This window comes from Mucilaginibacter sp. R-33 (assembly GCF_049949235.1).
Taxonomy (GTDB): domain Bacteria; phylum Bacteroidota; class Bacteroidia; order Sphingobacteriales; family Sphingobacteriaceae; genus Mucilaginibacter.
In genome coordinates this window covers 2,851,934-2,870,275 of sequence record NZ_CP188089.1, presented here as the reverse complement: position 1 = coordinate 2,870,275, position 18,342 = coordinate 2,851,934, and the positions used below count along the sequence as shown (strand labels likewise).

The 18,342-nt window shown below is 43.5% G+C and carries 9 protein-coding genes; 7 read left to right on the top strand and 2 right to left on the bottom strand.

What is annotated here, in order from left to right:
* Nucleotides 1–6 precede the first annotated feature (6 nt).
* Nucleotides 7–1,569: a M20/M25/M40 family metallo-hydrolase gene (locus ACP26M_RS11970; RefSeq protein ID WP_426589120.1), complete on the bottom strand. Its 1,563-nt coding sequence runs from the start codon at nt 1,567–1,569 to the stop codon at nt 7–9.
* Between the two features lie 207 nt (nt 1,570–1,776).
* On the opposite strand from ACP26M_RS11970, the gene ACP26M_RS11965 reads away from it, so the two are divergent.
* From ACP26M_RS11965 to ACP26M_RS11935, 7 genes are all read left to right on the top strand, one after another.
* A complete protein-coding gene (locus ACP26M_RS11965) occupies nt 1,777–3,063 on the top strand; it encodes an esterase-like activity of phytase family protein (RefSeq protein WP_426589118.1) in 1,287 nt (428 codons plus the stop codon).
* 419 nt (nt 3,064–3,482) lie between these two features.
* Entirely contained in the window at nt 3,483–6,683 is a 3,201-nt protein-coding gene (locus ACP26M_RS11960) for a SusC/RagA family TonB-linked outer membrane protein (protein WP_426589116.1), read from the top strand.
* A gap of 26 nt (nt 6,684–6,709) precedes the next feature.
* Nucleotides 6,710–8,449 carry a RagB/SusD family nutrient uptake outer membrane protein gene (locus ACP26M_RS11955; RefSeq protein ID WP_426589114.1) on the top strand — a complete coding sequence of 580 codons (1,740 nt, stop codon included), beginning with the start codon at nt 6,710–6,712 and terminating at the stop codon, nt 8,447–8,449.
* Nucleotides 8,450–8,547: 98 nt separating this feature from the next.
* Nucleotides 8,548–12,117, top strand: coding sequence for a VCBS repeat-containing protein (locus ACP26M_RS11950; RefSeq protein WP_426589112.1), 3,570 nt, complete (start codon nt 8,548–8,550; stop codon nt 12,115–12,117).
* A 141-nt stretch (nt 12,118–12,258) separates the two neighbouring features.
* On the top strand, nt 12,259–14,094 hold the full coding sequence (locus ACP26M_RS11945) for a family 16 glycoside hydrolase (RefSeq protein ID WP_426589110.1): 1,836 nt from the start codon (nt 12,259–12,261) through the stop codon (nt 14,092–14,094).
* 12 nt (nt 14,095–14,106) lie between these two features.
* On the top strand, nt 14,107–16,071 hold the full coding sequence (locus ACP26M_RS11940; RefSeq protein WP_426589108.1) for a hypothetical protein: 1,965 nt from the start codon (nt 14,107–14,109) through the stop codon (nt 16,069–16,071).
* A gap of 129 nt (nt 16,072–16,200) precedes the next feature.
* Nucleotides 16,201–16,971 carry a 3-keto-disaccharide hydrolase gene (locus ACP26M_RS11935; protein ID WP_426589106.1) on the top strand — a complete coding sequence of 257 codons (771 nt, stop codon included), beginning with the start codon at nt 16,201–16,203 and terminating at the stop codon, nt 16,969–16,971.
* Nucleotides 16,972–17,097: 126 nt separating this feature from the next.
* Here ACP26M_RS11935 and ACP26M_RS11930 read toward each other — a convergent pair whose 3' ends face one another.
* A complete protein-coding gene (locus tag ACP26M_RS11930) occupies nt 17,098–18,330 on the bottom strand; it encodes an MFS transporter (RefSeq protein WP_426589104.1) in 1,233 nt (410 codons plus the stop codon).
* Between the last annotated feature and the right edge of the window lie 12 nt (nt 18,331–18,342).

Sequence of the window (18,342 nt, the reverse complement as noted above, 5' to 3'; positions counted from 1 at the left end):
CTCAGTCTACTTATCCAATCCGCCCCGGCGCGTTGCCTTAACCTGTACCGGCCATTTAATGCCTTCGGTTTTAGTATTAACGGTTTTTTGTGGATCTTCACTTGCCATGTAAGCCATGATGGCGGCTAAAATGGCGTTGTTTTTCAGATCGTCAAAAACAACTTTGTCATAGGTGTCGCGGTTAGTATGCCAGGTATATGACCCGTACGACCAGTTAAGTGAACCCAAAGAAAAGCCAGGCGCACCAACAGCTACAAACGATGCAAAATCAGACCCGCCACCGCCGGGCTGACCAGGAAATACAGTTTTGATCCGGTTTTTGATAGTATCCGGTACAGCGGCAAGCCATCTGCTTAAATAATCCTTAGCTTCCACAAAGCCCTGGCCGGTAAGGTTTACCACGCGGCCGGTGCCGTTATCCTGGTTAAACAGGGCTTGCAGATTGCTAACAATTTCTGGATGGTCTTCAACAAAGGCACGTGAGCCGTTCAGGCCTTCCTCTTCGCTGCCCCAATGGCCTACCAGTATGGTACGTTTTGGATGCGGATAGAATTTTTTAAGCAGGCGCATCGCTTCCATCATGGTTAGGGTACCTGTACCGTTATCGGTAGCACCTGTGCCGCCATCCCACGAATCAAAGTGAGCGCTCAGCATTACATACTCGTTGGGTTTTTCGCTTCCTTTGATTTCGGCAATGGTATTAAAGGTTGGCACTACGCCCAGTTCTTTTGATTCGCAATGGATGCTGATCACCGGTTTGTTACCCGATTCGCTCAGGCGGTACAGCATACCATAGTCTTCCAATGCAATGTCGACCGTAGGTACAATTTTGGTATAGGCAGCAAAGATCTTATCAACCCCAAAACCTGCCGACCAGTTATTGGTCAGGATACCTGCCGCGCCGGCATTTTCTAATGCTATGGGCAAAGTTTTATTGGTAAACCCGGTTTTGCTAATGCGTTTTTTCCATGCATCGGTTTGGGCGGTGCGGTCGGCTTTCATTTTATCAAATGATTCCTTCAGGGCAAACTCCTGCCAGTTATAATCGGGCCTGCCGGTTGGCTGAAGCATGGAGATCATTACAAATTTACCTTTAACATTAGGCAGCCATTGCTGAAATGCAACCGAGTCGGCCACATCCGGTAAAATAATCACCTCGGCAGTGGTGGTCTTTTTACCCATGCCCGGGCTCCAGGCCAGTTGCGTGCCTTCTAAGGATTTTACCCTTGGCGATACCATATCAATATGCGAGATCCCACGTTCCCATCCGCGCCATTCGCCCCATTTTTCATTTTTAGCCTGAATATCCCAGCTTTTGTATTTGGCAACGGCCCAATCGTTAGCCTGTTTCATTTGGGGAGTACCAACCAAACGGGGGCCAATACCGTCAAATAGTTCATGTGCCAGTTTTTCCAATTGTGAATTGCTGGTTTCCTCGGTCATGATGCTGTTTATAACCGGATTAGTTGATTGTGCCCGAGCGATGCTGCTGCAAAGCAGCATGCCAAGTACAAGGGGCTTTGCCTTGTTCCAAAGGTTGTTGCAGGTATAATGGTAAATATGTTTCATAAGGTTAAAAATATAAAAAAGCAGGCGAGGTAATACGTTTTATCTTAAATGATTATTGGTAAGTAACATAATTATTGCAAAATGTTGAGTTGTTGATATGTTAAGATTCAATAGAATTTGTTCCTGGAGGTTAAATTATTGTTATAGAATTAACAGTAGGTTTACATGTGGCCGATTCCTTTGTAAGACTAATCGATCACTTATCAAATGAAAAAACAATTCCTTAGCGTCATCGCGGTATCCGCGGCGATCCTTTCTTCCTGCCATGATGATAATAAGATAAATCCTTTCGGCTATCCTGATGTGGCCGAGGCGCAAAACCCGGCTATCCTTTTCACCACTGCTGATGGTGTAAAGGTCTATAACGGCGGCTTTGGATCGGCAGTGGCAGCAGATCCAAACCAGAAAGATGTATTTTACATGCTTACCGACCGTGGTTCAAACGTCGCCGGGCAGACAGCCAATTCCATCATCATCGGTAAACCAGATTTTGATCCGCAGATAGGTAAGTTCAGGTTAAAGGATGATAAACTGGTACTGGAACAAACCATAGAGTTGAAAAATGCCAACGGCGGGAAATTAAATGGTTTACCAAACCCCGCCGGTATGGGGGCCTCGGGGGAAACTCCTTTTGATCTGAGCGGGAATCAACTGTCGCCAAGTGCAGATGGGATCGACTCGGAAGGTTTGGTTTTAGCAGCCGACGGTACTTTTTGGGTAAGCGATGAATACGGTCCGCATATAGTGCACTTTGATGCCAATGGCAAAACCATTGAACGCATCAACCCGTATGGATCAGGAACCGGCGGCCGTAAAATCCCGGCTGTGTTTGCTACCCGGAGAGCAAACCGCGGTATGGAAGGGTTGGCCATAACACCCGATGGCAAAACATTGGTGGGCATGATGCAATCGCCAATGTATAACCCATCTAAAGCAAAGGTTGCTAATTCAACTGTATTGCGCATCCTTACATTTGATATTGCAACGGGCAATACAGAACAGTATGCTTACCTTATGGATAACACTTCGTTAACCGGGGTAAGTGACATAACGGCTGTTAATGCAACCACGTTTTTAACCATTGAACGCGATGGTAAGTTTGGAGGTGCATCTACCGATCCTGCTACGTTTAAAAAAGTATTCAAAATAGATTTAAGCAACGCAACTGATATTTCTGACCCGGCCAATGGTGCCAACGGTAAATTATATGGCGGCAAAACTGTTGAAGAGCTTAATGACGCCGCTGGTTTGCAGGCGGCCGGCATTGCCCCGGTTACGAAAACATTGGTGCTCGATTTACTTAAAGATTTGCCAAAGGTATACCCTCATGATAAAGCCGAAGGTTTGGCCTTACTACCCGGCAATATCCTTGCCATATCTAACGATGATGACTTTGGCGTTGTTGATAATGGCAAGAATGGTTTTGCAGCTAAGATTTTACCGGTTACCAATTCGGTTGACAGGAACAGGATCTATTTTGTGAAGCTAAAATAGGGGATTTAAAAAGTTAAAAATGACCAATGCCTTCCGGTGTTAACCAGGAGGCATTTTTGTTTATACAACCTGCAGAACGTTAGGGTAATGTTTTAAAATCAAAATCAATTTTACTGTTAAAATAACATTTATTCGGTGGTTTAATTTTAACATTGATATGTATTATTTTATCACAATGGCGATAATATATTGACTTTTGGTTTTGTTTTTAAATTTTAACTTATTGATAATTAATTATTTGAAATTTTTAATTTCTATTTTTAGCTTATGTTAAAATAATACAAAAAACCACTCATATCGTATTACAATCGATTGTTACCTCTGGCTACTTTTACTTAGCATATAATCTCTCTTTGGCAACAACTGTTAAGAGGTGATCATGTGCTTTAAACCAATTTTAACAAATTAAAGTAAAACGTATGAGAGGAAAACTACGTATCAAAAAAGTTGTGGCCTTAATCTGTACAAGCTTATCATTCGTGTTGATAAGCCTGTCGGGGCATGCCCAAAGTAAATTGATTACCGGTAAGATCACCGGTTCGGACAACGGACTACCTTTGCCGGGTGTTACCGTTAAGATAAAAGGGAGCACGCAGGCTGCGGGTTCAAAGGCCGATGGTACCTACTCAATAACCGCCGGTAACAATGAAACACTTGTTTTTAGCTTTGTTGGCTTCTTAAACCAGGAAGTTGCCATAAACGGCCGATCGGTTATTAACGTATCATTAGTGCCCGATAATAAAACACTGACCGAGGTAGTTGTTGTGGGTTATGGTACTACTAAGCGTAAAGATTTAACCGGGGCTATTAGTTCAATCAACGCCGATCAGGTAGGTAAAGTACCTGTGACCAGCGTTGATCAGGCTTTGCAAGGCCGGGCAGCGGGTGTACAGGTTACTAATAATGATGGCGCACCCGGTAGCAGCGTGAGTGTATTGATCAGGGGGGTAGGTAGTTTGGCTACAAATGGTAATGAGCCTCTATATGTGGTTGATGGTTACCCGATCAGCGGAGGCTTAAATAACGTTAATCCTAATGATATAGCTAATATTGATGTGTTGAAAGATGCTTCGGCAACAGCTATTTATGGTGTTAGAGCGGCAAACGGCGTTGTTATCATTACTACAAAAAAAGGCCGGAAGGATGGTGGGGTGCAGGTATCGTTAGATGCTTATGGTTCATTGCAATCAAAACCAAAAAAGTATAAAGTTCTTAACGCGCAGCAATGGGCAACCTTGGCCAATGAAGATCACGCATCTGAAGGTAATTTTACAGAATTGCCTGAATGGGCAAACCCTTCGGCATTAACCAGTGTTGACTGGCAGGATGCAATTTATCGCCAGGGGGCAAAACAGAGCTACAACCTTGGTATACGTGGAGGCAACGAAAAAATTCAATCTGCCTTTTCAGCTGGTTATTATGACCAAAAGGGCATTGTTTTAGGTTCATATTTTAAGCGGTTAAACCTGGGTATGAATATTGATTATACCGTAAGTAAATGGCTTAAATCATCTACCAGTGCTAAGTATTCAAGGCAGGATCAAAATAACCCATTTGGTTCAGGATCGTTACAGCAATTAACCGAGCTTATCCCCACGCTTGATGGTGGTAATAAGTTAACCAACCAGATAAAAGACAAAAATGGGAACTATGGTTTTTATAACCCGATCAATATTTATACAAAAAGCTGGAACAATCCATTATATACTATTGAAAAAAACGATTATAAAAACCTAAATAATTACCTTTTGGCAAGTAGCTCATTGGAGGCTACTATTATAGACGGGCTTAAGATCAAAACCAATGCGGGCCTAAATGTAAGCGACTATTCGGGTTACTTCTTTCAACCGGAAGATCTTCGCTGGCAGGAGCAATATGGTTTAAGCGGCGCTAACCAAAATTCTATTTATTCGCAAAGTGCTAATAACACTTTTGAGTGGTTATGGGAAAATACCATATCGTATGATAAAACCTTCGGAAAGCATGCTATTAACTTTGTTGGTGGTGTTTCAGCACAATCAAATACCTATCGGTATATGACAGGTACCGGAGATAAATTGATCAATAATGCCCTTCGGGATCTGGCGCAGGTTAATGATCTTGTTGTTACAGGCAGCCAGTATACAACAACTTTTGCTTCACAATTTGGACGGTTAATCTATAAATACAATGACAAATATATTGTAACAGGTACCGTTAGGCGCGATGGTTCGTCGAAATTTGCTAACGGGCATCAATATGGTGTATTCCCTTCGGGTTCCGTAGCCTGGAAAGCTAAAGAAGAATCATTCCTGAAAAACGTTGCATGGCTGTCTGATCTGAAGTTCAGAGGAGGGTATGGCGAAGTTGGTAATCAGGGCTCTATTCCATTATTTCAATATAATGCCTTATATTCATCAGGTGGTGCAGCTACTACCGGCACAAACGTGGGCTATCCATTTGGTAAAAATGGTTCGTCAGGAGAGGTTTATCAACCCGGTTTGGCACCAACACAACCTGCCAACCCCGACCTCAGATGGGAAACTGATTACCAAACTGACATTGGTATGGATGCTGCCTTCCTGAATGGCGCGCTTACTTTTACAGTTGATTATTATAACAGGAGATCGAAAGACTTTTTGTTAAACCTTCCTGTATCGTCACAAACTGGCTTTAGCCAAAACCTGGCCCAAAATGTTGGTGAAATCAATAACAAAGGTTTTGAATTTGCCGTAAACTATAACCATACTGTAAATGATTTCAGGTATGGTTTGGGTTTAACCTTTACCACAGTTAAGAATAAATTAGTTAGCATTAACAAAAGCTTAACCTTTATTGATAACCTTACTACGGTTACCGGTCTTAACGGTAATGGCTGGGGCCAATTCAGCGAAACCAATATCGGGCAGGCTGTAGGTGAATTTTTCGGTTATAAATCGCTGGGGATTTTTCAGTCGCAGGCGCAAATTAATGCTTTAAACGCCGCGGCTGCAGCTAAATTCCCAAGTAACCCATATTACTGGAAAAGCGTTACCCAACCCGGAGACCGTTACTATGCGGACACTAATGGCGACGGACAGGTTACCCCTTCAGACAGGACAAGCCTCGGTAGTCCGATCCCTAAATTTTATGGCGGTTTAAACCTCGATTTTGCCTATAAGGCATTTGATCTTAACGCATACTTCTACGGCTCTTACGGAAATAAGATCCTGAATTATCAGCAAAGGACGCTTGAAAGCTTTCAGGCCCCGGGTTTTGTTGGTGTTGAAAACGTAGGTTACGATTATTATGTTAATCACTGGACTCCAAGTAATCCATCAAATCGTTACGCAAGGCTTACATATAATGATGATACCAGCGCAAATAATGTACCATCAAGTGTGTATGTTGAAGATGGTAGCTATCTCCGTTTAAGGAACCTTACCCTGGGTTATACATTGCCGTCTGATGTCACCAAAAGGTTAACCCTATCAAAAGTGAGGATTTACTTTTCTACCCAGAATTTGTTTACTATAACCGGGTATAAAGGTCTGGATCCTGAAATTGGCACAGCTAATGGAAGTGCAACAGCATCTGGTATTGATGCGGGTAATTACCCTTCATCTAAGTTTTATACACTTGGTTTAAATGTAACTTTCTAATTGGGCAGCGATAAAACAGTAAAGAAATGAAAATCAATAAAAAATATATCACACTAATTGCTCTCGGTGCCACACTTATGGTTCCATTGAGCTGTAAAAAGAATTTTCTTGACCAAACAAGCTATACACAGCTCACTAAAGATGCTTATTTTAATAAAGCATCTGACGGTATAGCGCTTGTAAACTCAATTTATGATACCTATCAAAATGCCGACTTGCTAAAAAAGTCGATCTGGTATTATGCTAACTTTCAAACCCATGATTTTTTTAACTGGGGAAATGACCGCTTTTATAATTACTACGCAATAACTACAGATTTTGGCCCGATCAGGACTTTTTGGCAACGTGCTTATGTGGGCATATCTCGGGCTAACTCTGCAATTGAAATCATTCCCGAAATGAAAGCCAAAGGGATTCTTGACGAAAGTTTAGCTAACCGATTGCTTGGTGAAGCCTACTTTTTACGCGGAATGACCTATTACTACCTGGCGGGTAGTTTTGGCGGTGTGCCACTGGAGCTTAAATCAGTAACTGATGGTTTAACCGCAAGAAGTACACAAGAGCAAGTATTTGCACAGGTAATTGCCGATACCAAGCAAGCGGCAACTTTATTACCATGGAGGGAAGATTTGCCGGCTTCCGAACTTGGAAGGGCAACAAAAGGTGCTGCTTTAGCTTATGAAGGCGCCGCGCAAATGTGGAATAAAGATTACGCCGGTGCATTGACAAACTTTAACCAGTTGGATGGGCATTTTTCACTGATGCCTAATTTTATAGATGTAAATGAATACAATCATCAAAATAATGCTGAGTCGATATTTGAGGTGCAGTTCACAGTAGCAGGTACCCAAAGTTGGGGTGCAGGTAATGAAGTAGCCTGGATTTCGGATTTTAGCTGGCCGGAGGAGGTTTCAAACTTCGGTTATGATTATGCCAATCCGGGATTATATTATTCATATCAGGCTGGTGACAAACGTAAACTGGCAACAGTGATTGGCCCGGGCGATGAGAACATTAGTCCGGGAATTATAGGTCGGGGTGGCATTAAAGTTTATCCTTTAGTAGTAGCAGGTTTTGCGAGCTCCGATCCTAAGGTAAAAGCTAAATACACCGGGGATGACGGTAAAATCATCAATACCTGTGGTACCCATGCCAATCCATGGTATGGTTCTGACGGTGATGGCTTACGTACCGGCTTCTACTGTGCTAAAATGTGGCGTGACCCCAACCTTGATGCTAACTCCGGTAATTCAACAATTTTTGGCGCTCAAAATCAAATACTGTTACGTTATGCCGAAGTATTGCTTGATAAAGCCGAGTGCCAGATCCGTACAGGTGACGCAGCAGGTGGCCTGGCCACGATTAAAAAGGTAAGGGACCGCGCGTGGGGCGGCACTGCTCCGGCTGTAATGCAGGATGGTGCAAATTATGACGGTTCGGCTTCAAGCCCAATCACAGACCCACTGCAAATGGTTTACAGCGAGTACAGGCATGAACTTTCGGGTGAGTATTCTGTGTTTTATAACCTACGCAGGGCTGGTGTAGCTGCCGAATTCATTAAAAAAGCTTACGGTACAGTCGACAACAATACAAACATGATCCCTAACCCTAACACTGCAGATGCAAAGCTTGATGCAGATAACGGTTTAAAGCTTCATGGCTTGTATAATACATCACTTCCGGTAGGTCGTGATCTTTATCCTATTCCGCAGCTTGAGCGTGGGCTAAACCCTAACTTAACTCAAAATCCGGCATACGGTAATTAGTATATTGTTATCATTTAACAGAAAAGGCTTTTCCCGAAGGGAGAAAGCCTTTTCTGTGTTAAATATTATCTTTAAAAAATAAACCAATCCCCTAATCGATGAAGAAAATTTTATCCATCGTTATACTATGTTCATCTGCCTTATTCTCCTGTAAAAAAACTTCACTTTTTCAGCAGGTTTCATCATCTCATTCGGGCATTCATTTTAAAAATGAGATCATCGAAAACGATTCGATTAACCCGTTAGACCTGGTGAATATTTACAATGGCGGCGGCGTAGGGGTTGGCGATTTTAATGGCGATGGCCTGCCCGATTTGTACTTTACGGGTAATATGGTGGCAAGTAAGCTATATCTTAATAAAGGTGATTTTAAGTTTGATGATATTACCGATGCCGCGGGTGTAAATGGCGCGGGCCGATGGGGAAGGGGTGTTGCGGTAGTTGATATCAACAATGATGGTTTACCGGACCTTTACATTTGCAACACCATTACCAAAGACTCGCTGAAAAGGCGGAATATACTATACGTTAACCAGGGGAAAGGCAACGATGGTATTCCTCATTTTAAAGATGAGGCTTCAGAATATGGTTTGGAAGCAGGCGCACAATCAACCATGGCAAGCTTTTTTGACTATGACAACGATGGCGACCTGGATATGTACCTTACCGTGAACAGCGCCACCGCAAGTTACAACCCTAATTTATTCGGTAACTCAAATTATACGGCAAATCATAGCCGGGGCAGGTTGTACCGTAACGATTGGGATGAAAAATTACATCATGGCGTGTTTCATGATGTATCCGCACAGGCAGGTATTAACCTGGATGGTTACGGCCATGCAGCCACAACGGTCGATTTTAACAACGACGGGTGGAAAGACATTTACGTATCGGATGATTTTATATCAAACAACATCCTTTACATCAACAACCACGATGGTACCTTTACCAATCGTACCAAAGAATATTTTAAACACACATCCTACAACGCTATGGGGCAGGATGTTATCGATGTCAATAACGATGGCTTGCCCGATGTTGTTGAACTGGACATGAATCCGGAGGATAACTATCGCAAAAAGATGATCCTCGGTCCCAATAGTTACCAAACTTATCAAAACTTTGATATTTATGGTACACAATATCAATATGTACGCAATACGCTGCAATTAAACCAGGGGCCGCGTTTAGGACAGAATGGTGCTATTGGCGCCCCTGCTTTTAGCGAAATAGGCTTTTTAAGTGGCATTGCTCAAACCGACTGGAGCTGGACACCGCTGATCACCGATTTTAATAATGACGGCTATCGGGACATGATCATAACCAACGGCTTCCCTAAGGATGTGTCTGACCATGATTTTATGACTTACCGTGAGCAGGCCTATGCCGTTACTTCCAAACAAAAAGTTTTGGATCAAATCCCCGAAATTAAGCTGCATAACTATGCTTTTGCGAATAACGGCAACCTCACCTTTACCGATGTGAGTAAGGATTGGGGCTTAAGCCTGCCTACTTTTTCAAACGGTGCAGTGTACGTGGACCTGGATAATGACGGGGCTATGGATATGGTGGTTAACAATATCAACGATGAAGCTTTAGTTTATCGCAACACATCTCGCGATGATAAAAATAACCTCGATAAAACGCACTACCTGCAAATCAGCTTTAAAGGTGATAGGCAAAATATTAACGGCTTAGGTGCTACGGCCGAGATATTTTACGATAAGGATAAGACACAGGTATATGAAAATGATCCCTACCGGGGATATATTTCATCGGTACAAAGTATAGCGCATTTCGGTTTGGGTAAAGTTACCGCAATAGATTCGGTTTTGATCAAATGGCCCAATGGCAAAAGAGAAAAGCTGACAAAGCTAAAAGCAGATCAGTTAATAAAGGTTGATATAAAAAATGCTCAAGACCCTTATTCCTTTGTTCAGCCGCAAATAGCCGCGAACGCTTTATTTAAAGAAATAACAGATTCCATAGGGATCCATTATACCAACAAGGGAAGCGGTTTTCTTGATTTTAATATCCAGAAACTACTCCCGCACAAACTTTCGGAGTATAATCCGGCTTTAGCCGCGGGTGATATCGACGGCAATGGCTTTGATGATTTGATCATTGGCGGCACCGCTTACGATCAGGCGCAGGTTTTTTTCCAGATGCCCGATGGCAAATTTAACCGCCGCAACCTGTTAACAGGTAATATTAATCCTGTCCATAATTTTCAAGATGAAGGTTTGTTGCTTTTTGATGCTAATGGTGATGGCAAGCTCGATTTATATGCGGCCAGTGGAGGTTACGAATTTGCAGCAAATGGTCCAGAATACCAGGACAGGCTTTATATCAATGACGGCAAAGGCAATTTTACGCTTACAACGGATGCTTTGCCTTCAAACCTCACCAGCAAACTTTGTGTACGGGCTTGTGATTATAATAAAGATGGCAAGCCCGACCTGTTTGTATCAGGAAGAGTTGAGCCATGGAAATACCCCAACCCTGTTTCGAGTTTTATTTTGCGGAACGATAGTGAAACTGGGCACGCAAAATTTACGGATGTTACAGCACAGGTAGCTCCGGCTTTGAAAAACATAGGCATGATTTGTGATGCCCTGTTTACCGATTATGATAACGACGGCTGGCCCGACCTGGTCATGGCCGGCGAGTGGATGCCGGTAACATTCCTAAAAAATGAACATGGTAAGTTTGTTAATACCACAGTTCAATCCGGCTTGGGCAATAAGCTGGGTTGGTGGAACTCATTGGTAGCCGGAGATTTCAGGCATACCGGCCGTACGGATTATATTGTCGGGAATTTGGGCGAGAATAGCCTGATCAAAGCCAGTGACCAATATCCTGTTTACATTACAGCTAAAGAATTTGATAAGAGCGGCATCTACAGCGCGATTCCGTCTATTTTCCTACCCGATCAAAACGGGGACAAAAAAGAGTACCCAATGTACGGTCGCGATGATATGCTGAAGCAAATGATCAGCATGAGAAAAAAGTTTACCAATTATCGCTCGTACGCTTTGGCAACTATGGATGAGGTGCTTTCACCCGAACAGAGGAGCGGGGCGTTGAAGCTGAAAGCTAATACCTTACAATCATGTTTTTTAAGGAATGATGGCAATGGTAAATTTACAGCTATCCCGCTGCCGGTTGAAGCCCAGGTATCGGTATTAAACGGTATGGAAACCGGAGATTTTGACGGAGATGGAAACCTCGATGTAGTTATCAATGGCAACGATTATGGCAGTGATGCTACTATAGGGCGTTATGACGCTCTTAACGGTTTAATACTGAGTGGTGACGGCAAAGGCAACTTTAAGCCATTAAGCATTGTGCAAAGCGGTATTTATATTCCGGGAGATGGTAAGGCCCTGGTTAAGTTCCGCGATAAAAATGGGCAGGTAATATTGGCCGCCAGTCAACACAAAGATGTTTTAAAAGTTTTCAGATCAAAAAATAAAACAAAAACTATCCCGGTTAAGGCCAATGATGTTTATGCACTGATTAAATATAAGAACGGCAATACCTCAAGGCAGGAATTTTATTTTGGCTCATCTTTTTTGTCGCAATCAGCAAGGTTTATACAGCTTAATGACAAAATATTAAGCGTTACCGTTTTTGATAACAAGGGTAACCAAAGGCTTGTAAATTAGGTGTTTTGCCTCCGGGTGAAATTACACCCGAAAATGATTGAAATATTTTCGTAATCGATTGCGTAAATTAATTATCTTGCGGTGCTAATGTAAGGTCGACTATGCGCCTTAGCCAATAAACCATATTATAATTAAAAATCAATGCATTGCTTTAATCAATCTCCTAAACTCTTCGGCAGAAAAAAGTTTTGGGTAGCATGTGTTTGCCTGTTGGGTTGCCAGCAACTCAGGGCGCAAAACACGGTATCACTTAATGATCTTTCTTTTTTTGATAATCCATCACCTAACTGGAAAGTAGCGGCCGACGTACAGGCTGATATTGCGCAGAATGAAGTTTTAACCCTTAAAGACGGTAACGGGATTTTGGTAAATCTGCCCGGCAAAAAGGATGCGAAAGACCTGTTTACCAAAACCACTTATGGAGATGCCGATCTTGAGCTTGATTATATGATGGCCAGGGGTTCCAATTCGGGTATTTATTTGCAGGGCCGTTACGAGATCCAGTTGTTGGATAGCTGGGGAACGGTAAACCCAAAATCGGGCGATAATGGCGGTATTTATGAGCGCTGGGACGATAGCAAGCCCGAAGGTCAGCAAGGTTATGATGGCCATGCGCCGAGGCAAAATGCCAGCCGTGCGCCGGGTTTGTGGCAGCACATGAAAATTTCGTTCCAGGCGCCGCGCTTTGATGGCAACGGCCAAAAGATTAGTAACGCCAAGGTTCTTTACATCTGGCTCAATGGTGTTTTGATCCAGGATAATGTGGAGCTTGCCGGACCAACCCGCGGAGCTTTTGATACTAAGGAGGCCGCCACCGGTCCGCTGCGTTTACAGGGTGATCATGGTCCGGTAGCTTTCAGGAATATCAGGATAACCAGTTTTGACAAGCCTCACCCTGCACTTTCAAACCTGAAATACGGGGTTTATAAAGATGGGATTATTGAGGGAGATAGTTATAAGAAACTAAAACCCGAATCAGAAGGAACTTCGCCTGTATTATCATCAAACCAGGGTAAGCTTACCAATGATTTCCTAATCCGTTATACGGGCAGTATTCAAATTAAAGAAGCCGGCGAATACGTTTTTAAACTAAATGTACCGGGTGGTAAAGGCAAGTTGCGTATTGACGGCGCCGACGCGGTTACGTTAACCGAAAACAAGGGTGAGGGCAAGACTCAGTTACAACCCGGTGATCATCCGTTTGAATTATTCTACTCAAAAACTGTCGACTGGGCCAGACCGGCTTTAGGGCTTACGGTATCAGGCCCTGGCATCCGTGAATATTTATTGAGCGATGCCAATGTAAGTAACAATGATCCTGTTGATCCTATTTTGATTAATGCAACTTCAAATACTATATTACGGAGCTTTTCTGATTTGCCCGGAGGTATCAGGGTTACCCATGGTGTAAATGTAGGCAGCCCCGAACTGTTACACTACACTTATGATCTGGATAAAGGAATGATTGTTGAGATCTGGCGTGGTGGTTTTTTAGATGCCACACCCATGTGGCATGACAGGGGCGATGGCTCATCGCGCCCGGCTGGGTCTGTACAATATCTTGGCAAACCTGTCCCTGCTATCGGAAAGCTGAGCGATGCAAATGCCGCCTGGGCTTTGGATACTGCCGGTACAGGGTACAGGCCAAAAGGCTATGTTTTGAATGCCGACGATGTTCCTGCATTTAAGTACAATATTTATGGCACTTCGGTAAATGATGCCAGCAGTGTGATGGATAAAGGGCAAGGCATTCACCGGGAAGTAACACTTGCCAATGCAGTTGACGGCCTGTTTTATCATCTGGCATCCGGCAATATCGAAACGCTGGGCAATGGATTATATGTCATTGATGATAAATCCTATTATATCCGTATTGATGATGCGGCAGGCGCCAAACCTGTCGTTCGGGATGCGGGAGGGAAGCAGGAGCTTATCATTCCTATTCAAAAGAAATTAACCTATTCTATCATTTTTTAAGCTGCCTTGATCATGAACAATACTTTAAAACAAATGATAAACAAAGGCACGTTTTTATTTACGCTTGTAATTATCGCGCTGTTAAGCGATATCAAAAATACCTTTGCCCAGGCCGAATCGCCTAAAGAAGATGACTTTTTTAAGATCATGAAAGTGCCCGCGCCTGAGGGTACTATCCTTGAAGTTGGCGGTTTGTGTACGCTGCCTAATGGCACCCTGGCAGTAACCACCCGTCGCGGAGATATTTTTATGGTTGAAAACCCTACAGGCCAGCACCCTTTCTTCCGTAAATTTGCTTCTGGCTTGCATGAGGTGCTGGGAGCTGCCTGGAAAGATGGGGCGTTGTACGTTGTTCAGCGCGGCGAATTGACCAAGCTGGTTGATACCAATATGGATGGTAAGGCCGATGTTTTTGAAACCATTTATGCATGGCCATTATCTGGTAACTATCATGAGTATAGTTTCGGGCCTAAAATAGCGCCCGATGGCTCATTCTTTGTGACTTTGAACCTCGGCTTCCCGCCCGATTGGTGGCACCCGAAAAGCTTTGTGCCTTACCGGGGCTGGGCTTTAAATATTAAGGAAGATGGCACTGTTACGCCATGGGCAGCGGGCTTGCGTTCGCCTTGCGGTATTAGTATGATTGATGGCGAACTTTGGTATTCAGATAACCAGGGCGACTGGGTTGGTTCAGGTAGTATCATGCCGATCAAAAAAGGGGCTTTTATGGGGCATCCTTCAAGCCTGGTTTGGACGGGTTTACCTAACTCGCCGCTAAAACTCACATCCGAGCAATTCTTTGCCAAAAACAACCCGAGGATAGAATTTGATAAAAACGGTCAACCTGTAAAGCCACAAGATATTGTTAATGAAAAATTTAAAACGGAGTTTGAGGCTAAAAAAGAAATCCCTGAATTACAGCTGCCTGCTGTTTGGTTACCGCATGGTATCTTAGGGATCTCCAACTCCGAAATTGTTAAAATCCCGGAAGGCGCATTCGGCCCTTTTGCCGGGCAATTACTGATCTGCGACCAGGGCCAAAGTATGGTCGACAGGGTGTTTTTAGAGAAGGTTAATGGCGAATACCAGGGCGCGGCCTGGGCTTTCAGAAGTGGTTTCCAATCGGGCATAGTAAGGCTGGCCTGGTTACCTGATGGTTCATTGGCTACAGGCGAAACTAATCGTGGCTGGGGATCTGCAGGGGAGGCCACTATGGGATTGCAGCGATTGGTATGGAACAATAAAGTTCCGTTTGAGATGCGTGCTATCCGTGCAATGCCTGATGGTTTTGAGATAGAGTTTACCAAGCCGGTTGATAAGAAAGTAGCTGAAGACATTGCTTCATACTCTGTTGAAAGCTATATCTATAAATACCATGGTGTGTACGGCAGCCCGCCGGTAAATACCGAAAAATGCCCGATAGCAGGTGTGAAGGTATCTGCAGATGGTTTAAAAGCGCGATTGATTGTGAATAACCTGCGTAAATATTATATCCACACCATCACGCTTGCAGGTATTCGTGATAAGGAAAACTATTTCAATTTAGTTCACCCAACGGCTTATTATACGTTGAATAATATCCCCGAAGGGCAAAAACTTTCCATGACGGAGGTAAGTACAGTAAACTCTGCCAAAGCTGCAGCCGCGGCCGATCTGAAAAAAGGCGTTGCCGGTAAAAAAGCTGCGGCAGTAAAATCTGCAGCTGGGTTAAACGCGGTTCCTACTTATGCCGAGGTGCAGCCGATCCTGCTGAAAAATACCTGTCTTTCGTGCCATAACGCTACAAAAAGACAGGTTGGCCCGGCTTACGTGGATGTAGCTAAACGCAAATATAGTGTGGCCGAATTGATCCAGCTGATCCGGAGCCCGAAGCCCGAGCACTGGCCAGATTATTCAACGCCTATGCCACCTATGCCGCAGGTTCCTAAGGAAGAGGCTCGTAAGATAGCTTTATGGATCAAATCGCTGGCTAAATAAAGCTGAAAGCCGAATGCTTAAAGCAAAAAGCTAAAGACCCAGTATTAAAAGTTTTCAGCCTTTAGCTTTAGGCTTTCAGCTAAACATGAATAGTTATCTGATTATTTAACCCTGATCAATTGTTTTAAAATGAAACGCAAACTTATTTTCACTGCTTTATTAGCAGGTTGTTCTTTAACAATATTCGCGCAGCAAAATGCCAAGCCGGAGGATACCGAGATCTGGTCGCCGGTGCCGGCTGTAATTACCCCTGGTAAAACTTTGGGAGATGCCCCTTCTGATGCGATCATTTTGTTTGATGGCAAAAACCTAGACGAATGGGTTGCCACCAACGATAGTACGTCAAACCATAAATGGAAAGTTGATAATAAAATTATTACGGTAGATAAAACCGCAGGCGATATCCAAACCAAACGTAAATTCATGGATTTTCAGTTGCATATCGAATATCGCATCCCATCAAACATAACCGGCAGCGGACAAGCACGCGGTAACAGCGGCATTTTCCTGGCAGCTCTGCCATGGGGAGCCGGTGGTTATGAGTTGCAGGTGCTTGATAACTATAATAATAAAACCTATGTGAATGGGCAGGTGGGCAGTTTATACAAACAAGCCATCCCCCTGGCAAACGCTTGTCGCAAACCCGGCGAGTGGCAAACCTACGACGTAATCTGGACAGCACCCCGTTTTAATGAGGATGGTTCACTGAAATCAGCGGCTCGCGCTACCGCAATTCATAATGGTGTGCTGGTTCAAAACAATACTTCATTAATAGGTGATACCCCATATATTGGCAAACCCGAATATCGTAAACATGGCGCTTCACCAATTAAGCTGCAAGCTCATGGCGATAAAAGTGAGCCGATCAGCTATCGTAATATTTGGGTAAGGGAATTATAAGAGGAAGTTTATTGCGCGGTACGAAGCAATCCCAAACTGTACAGAGACATCTGTATAGCTGCTCTGCTAATAGGGGATTGCTTCGTTCCTCGCAATGACGCATTGAATTAGCCTATGTTGTTTTGTTTAACCCTTCACCGCCCTCTTCCCTTCAATATTAGGTAGCAAACCAGTGAAAATACCTATCAGCGGCAAATAAGCACAAATCTTGAACACATAGTTGATACTGGTCATATCAGCAACTTTACCCAATATAGCCGATCCTAAACCGCCCATGCCAAAAGCCAGGCCGAAGAATAAGCCCGCTATTAAACCTACCTTTCCCGGAACCAGTTCTGTAGCATAAACTAAAATAGCCGAAAAGGCTGATGAAAGGATCAGGCCTATAAACACAGATAAAACACCGGTCCAAAACAATGACACGTAGGGTAGGAGCATGGTAAAGGGCGCTACACCCAATATCGAAATCCAGATGATGTATTTACGGCCAAAGCGATCACCCAATGGTCCGCCAAAAAGAGTTCCGGCTGCTACGGATCCTAAAAACATAAACAAATAAATTTGTGATTGCTGAATGCTTAAGTGGAACTTATTGATCAGGAAGAAAGTATAATAGCTGGTGATGCTGGCCAGGTAAAAATATTTGGAGAATATAAGCACAAGCAAAATACCCAGGGAGAATATTACCCGTCTTTTGGAAATGTTCAGAAGGGTGGGTTCTTTGGCATTTTTGTTTTTTGCGTTTATGCTCAGACGTTCGGCATACCATTTGGCTATCCGCAGCAGTACCAAAATTCCGGCGAAGGCGATAAGGCAAAACCAGATCACGTTTGATTGTCCGTAAGGGATCACGATAAGAGCTGCAAGCAGCGGTCCAATTGCGCTGCCGGCATTACCACCCAGCTGAAAAATAGATTGAGCCAGTCCTTTTTTTCCTCCCGATGCTAAATGTGCCACCCGGGATGACTCCGGGTGAAATATGGATGAGCCAATACCAATAAGACTTACGGCCATCAGCATAATAGAAAAGTTGCCGGCAAAAGAGGCAAGCATCAGTCCGGATAGAGTGAAACCCATGCCAATTGCCAATGAATATGGTTTGGGTTTTTTATCGGTATAAAGGCCTACAAATGGCTGCAAAATAGAAGCGGTAATTTGATAGGTGAAGGTGATTAGCCCTATTTGAGTAAAATTAAGACTAAACCGTTGTTTGATAAGCGGGTATATGGACGGTATAACCGATTGCAGCATATCATTGATAAAGTGTGCAAGGCTTATTGTAAACAAAATTGAATACACTGTTTGCTGAACCAATTTTTTAGGTTCGGGGATAATAGTTGTTGGCGATGTAGATTCCATTAGCGACAGATT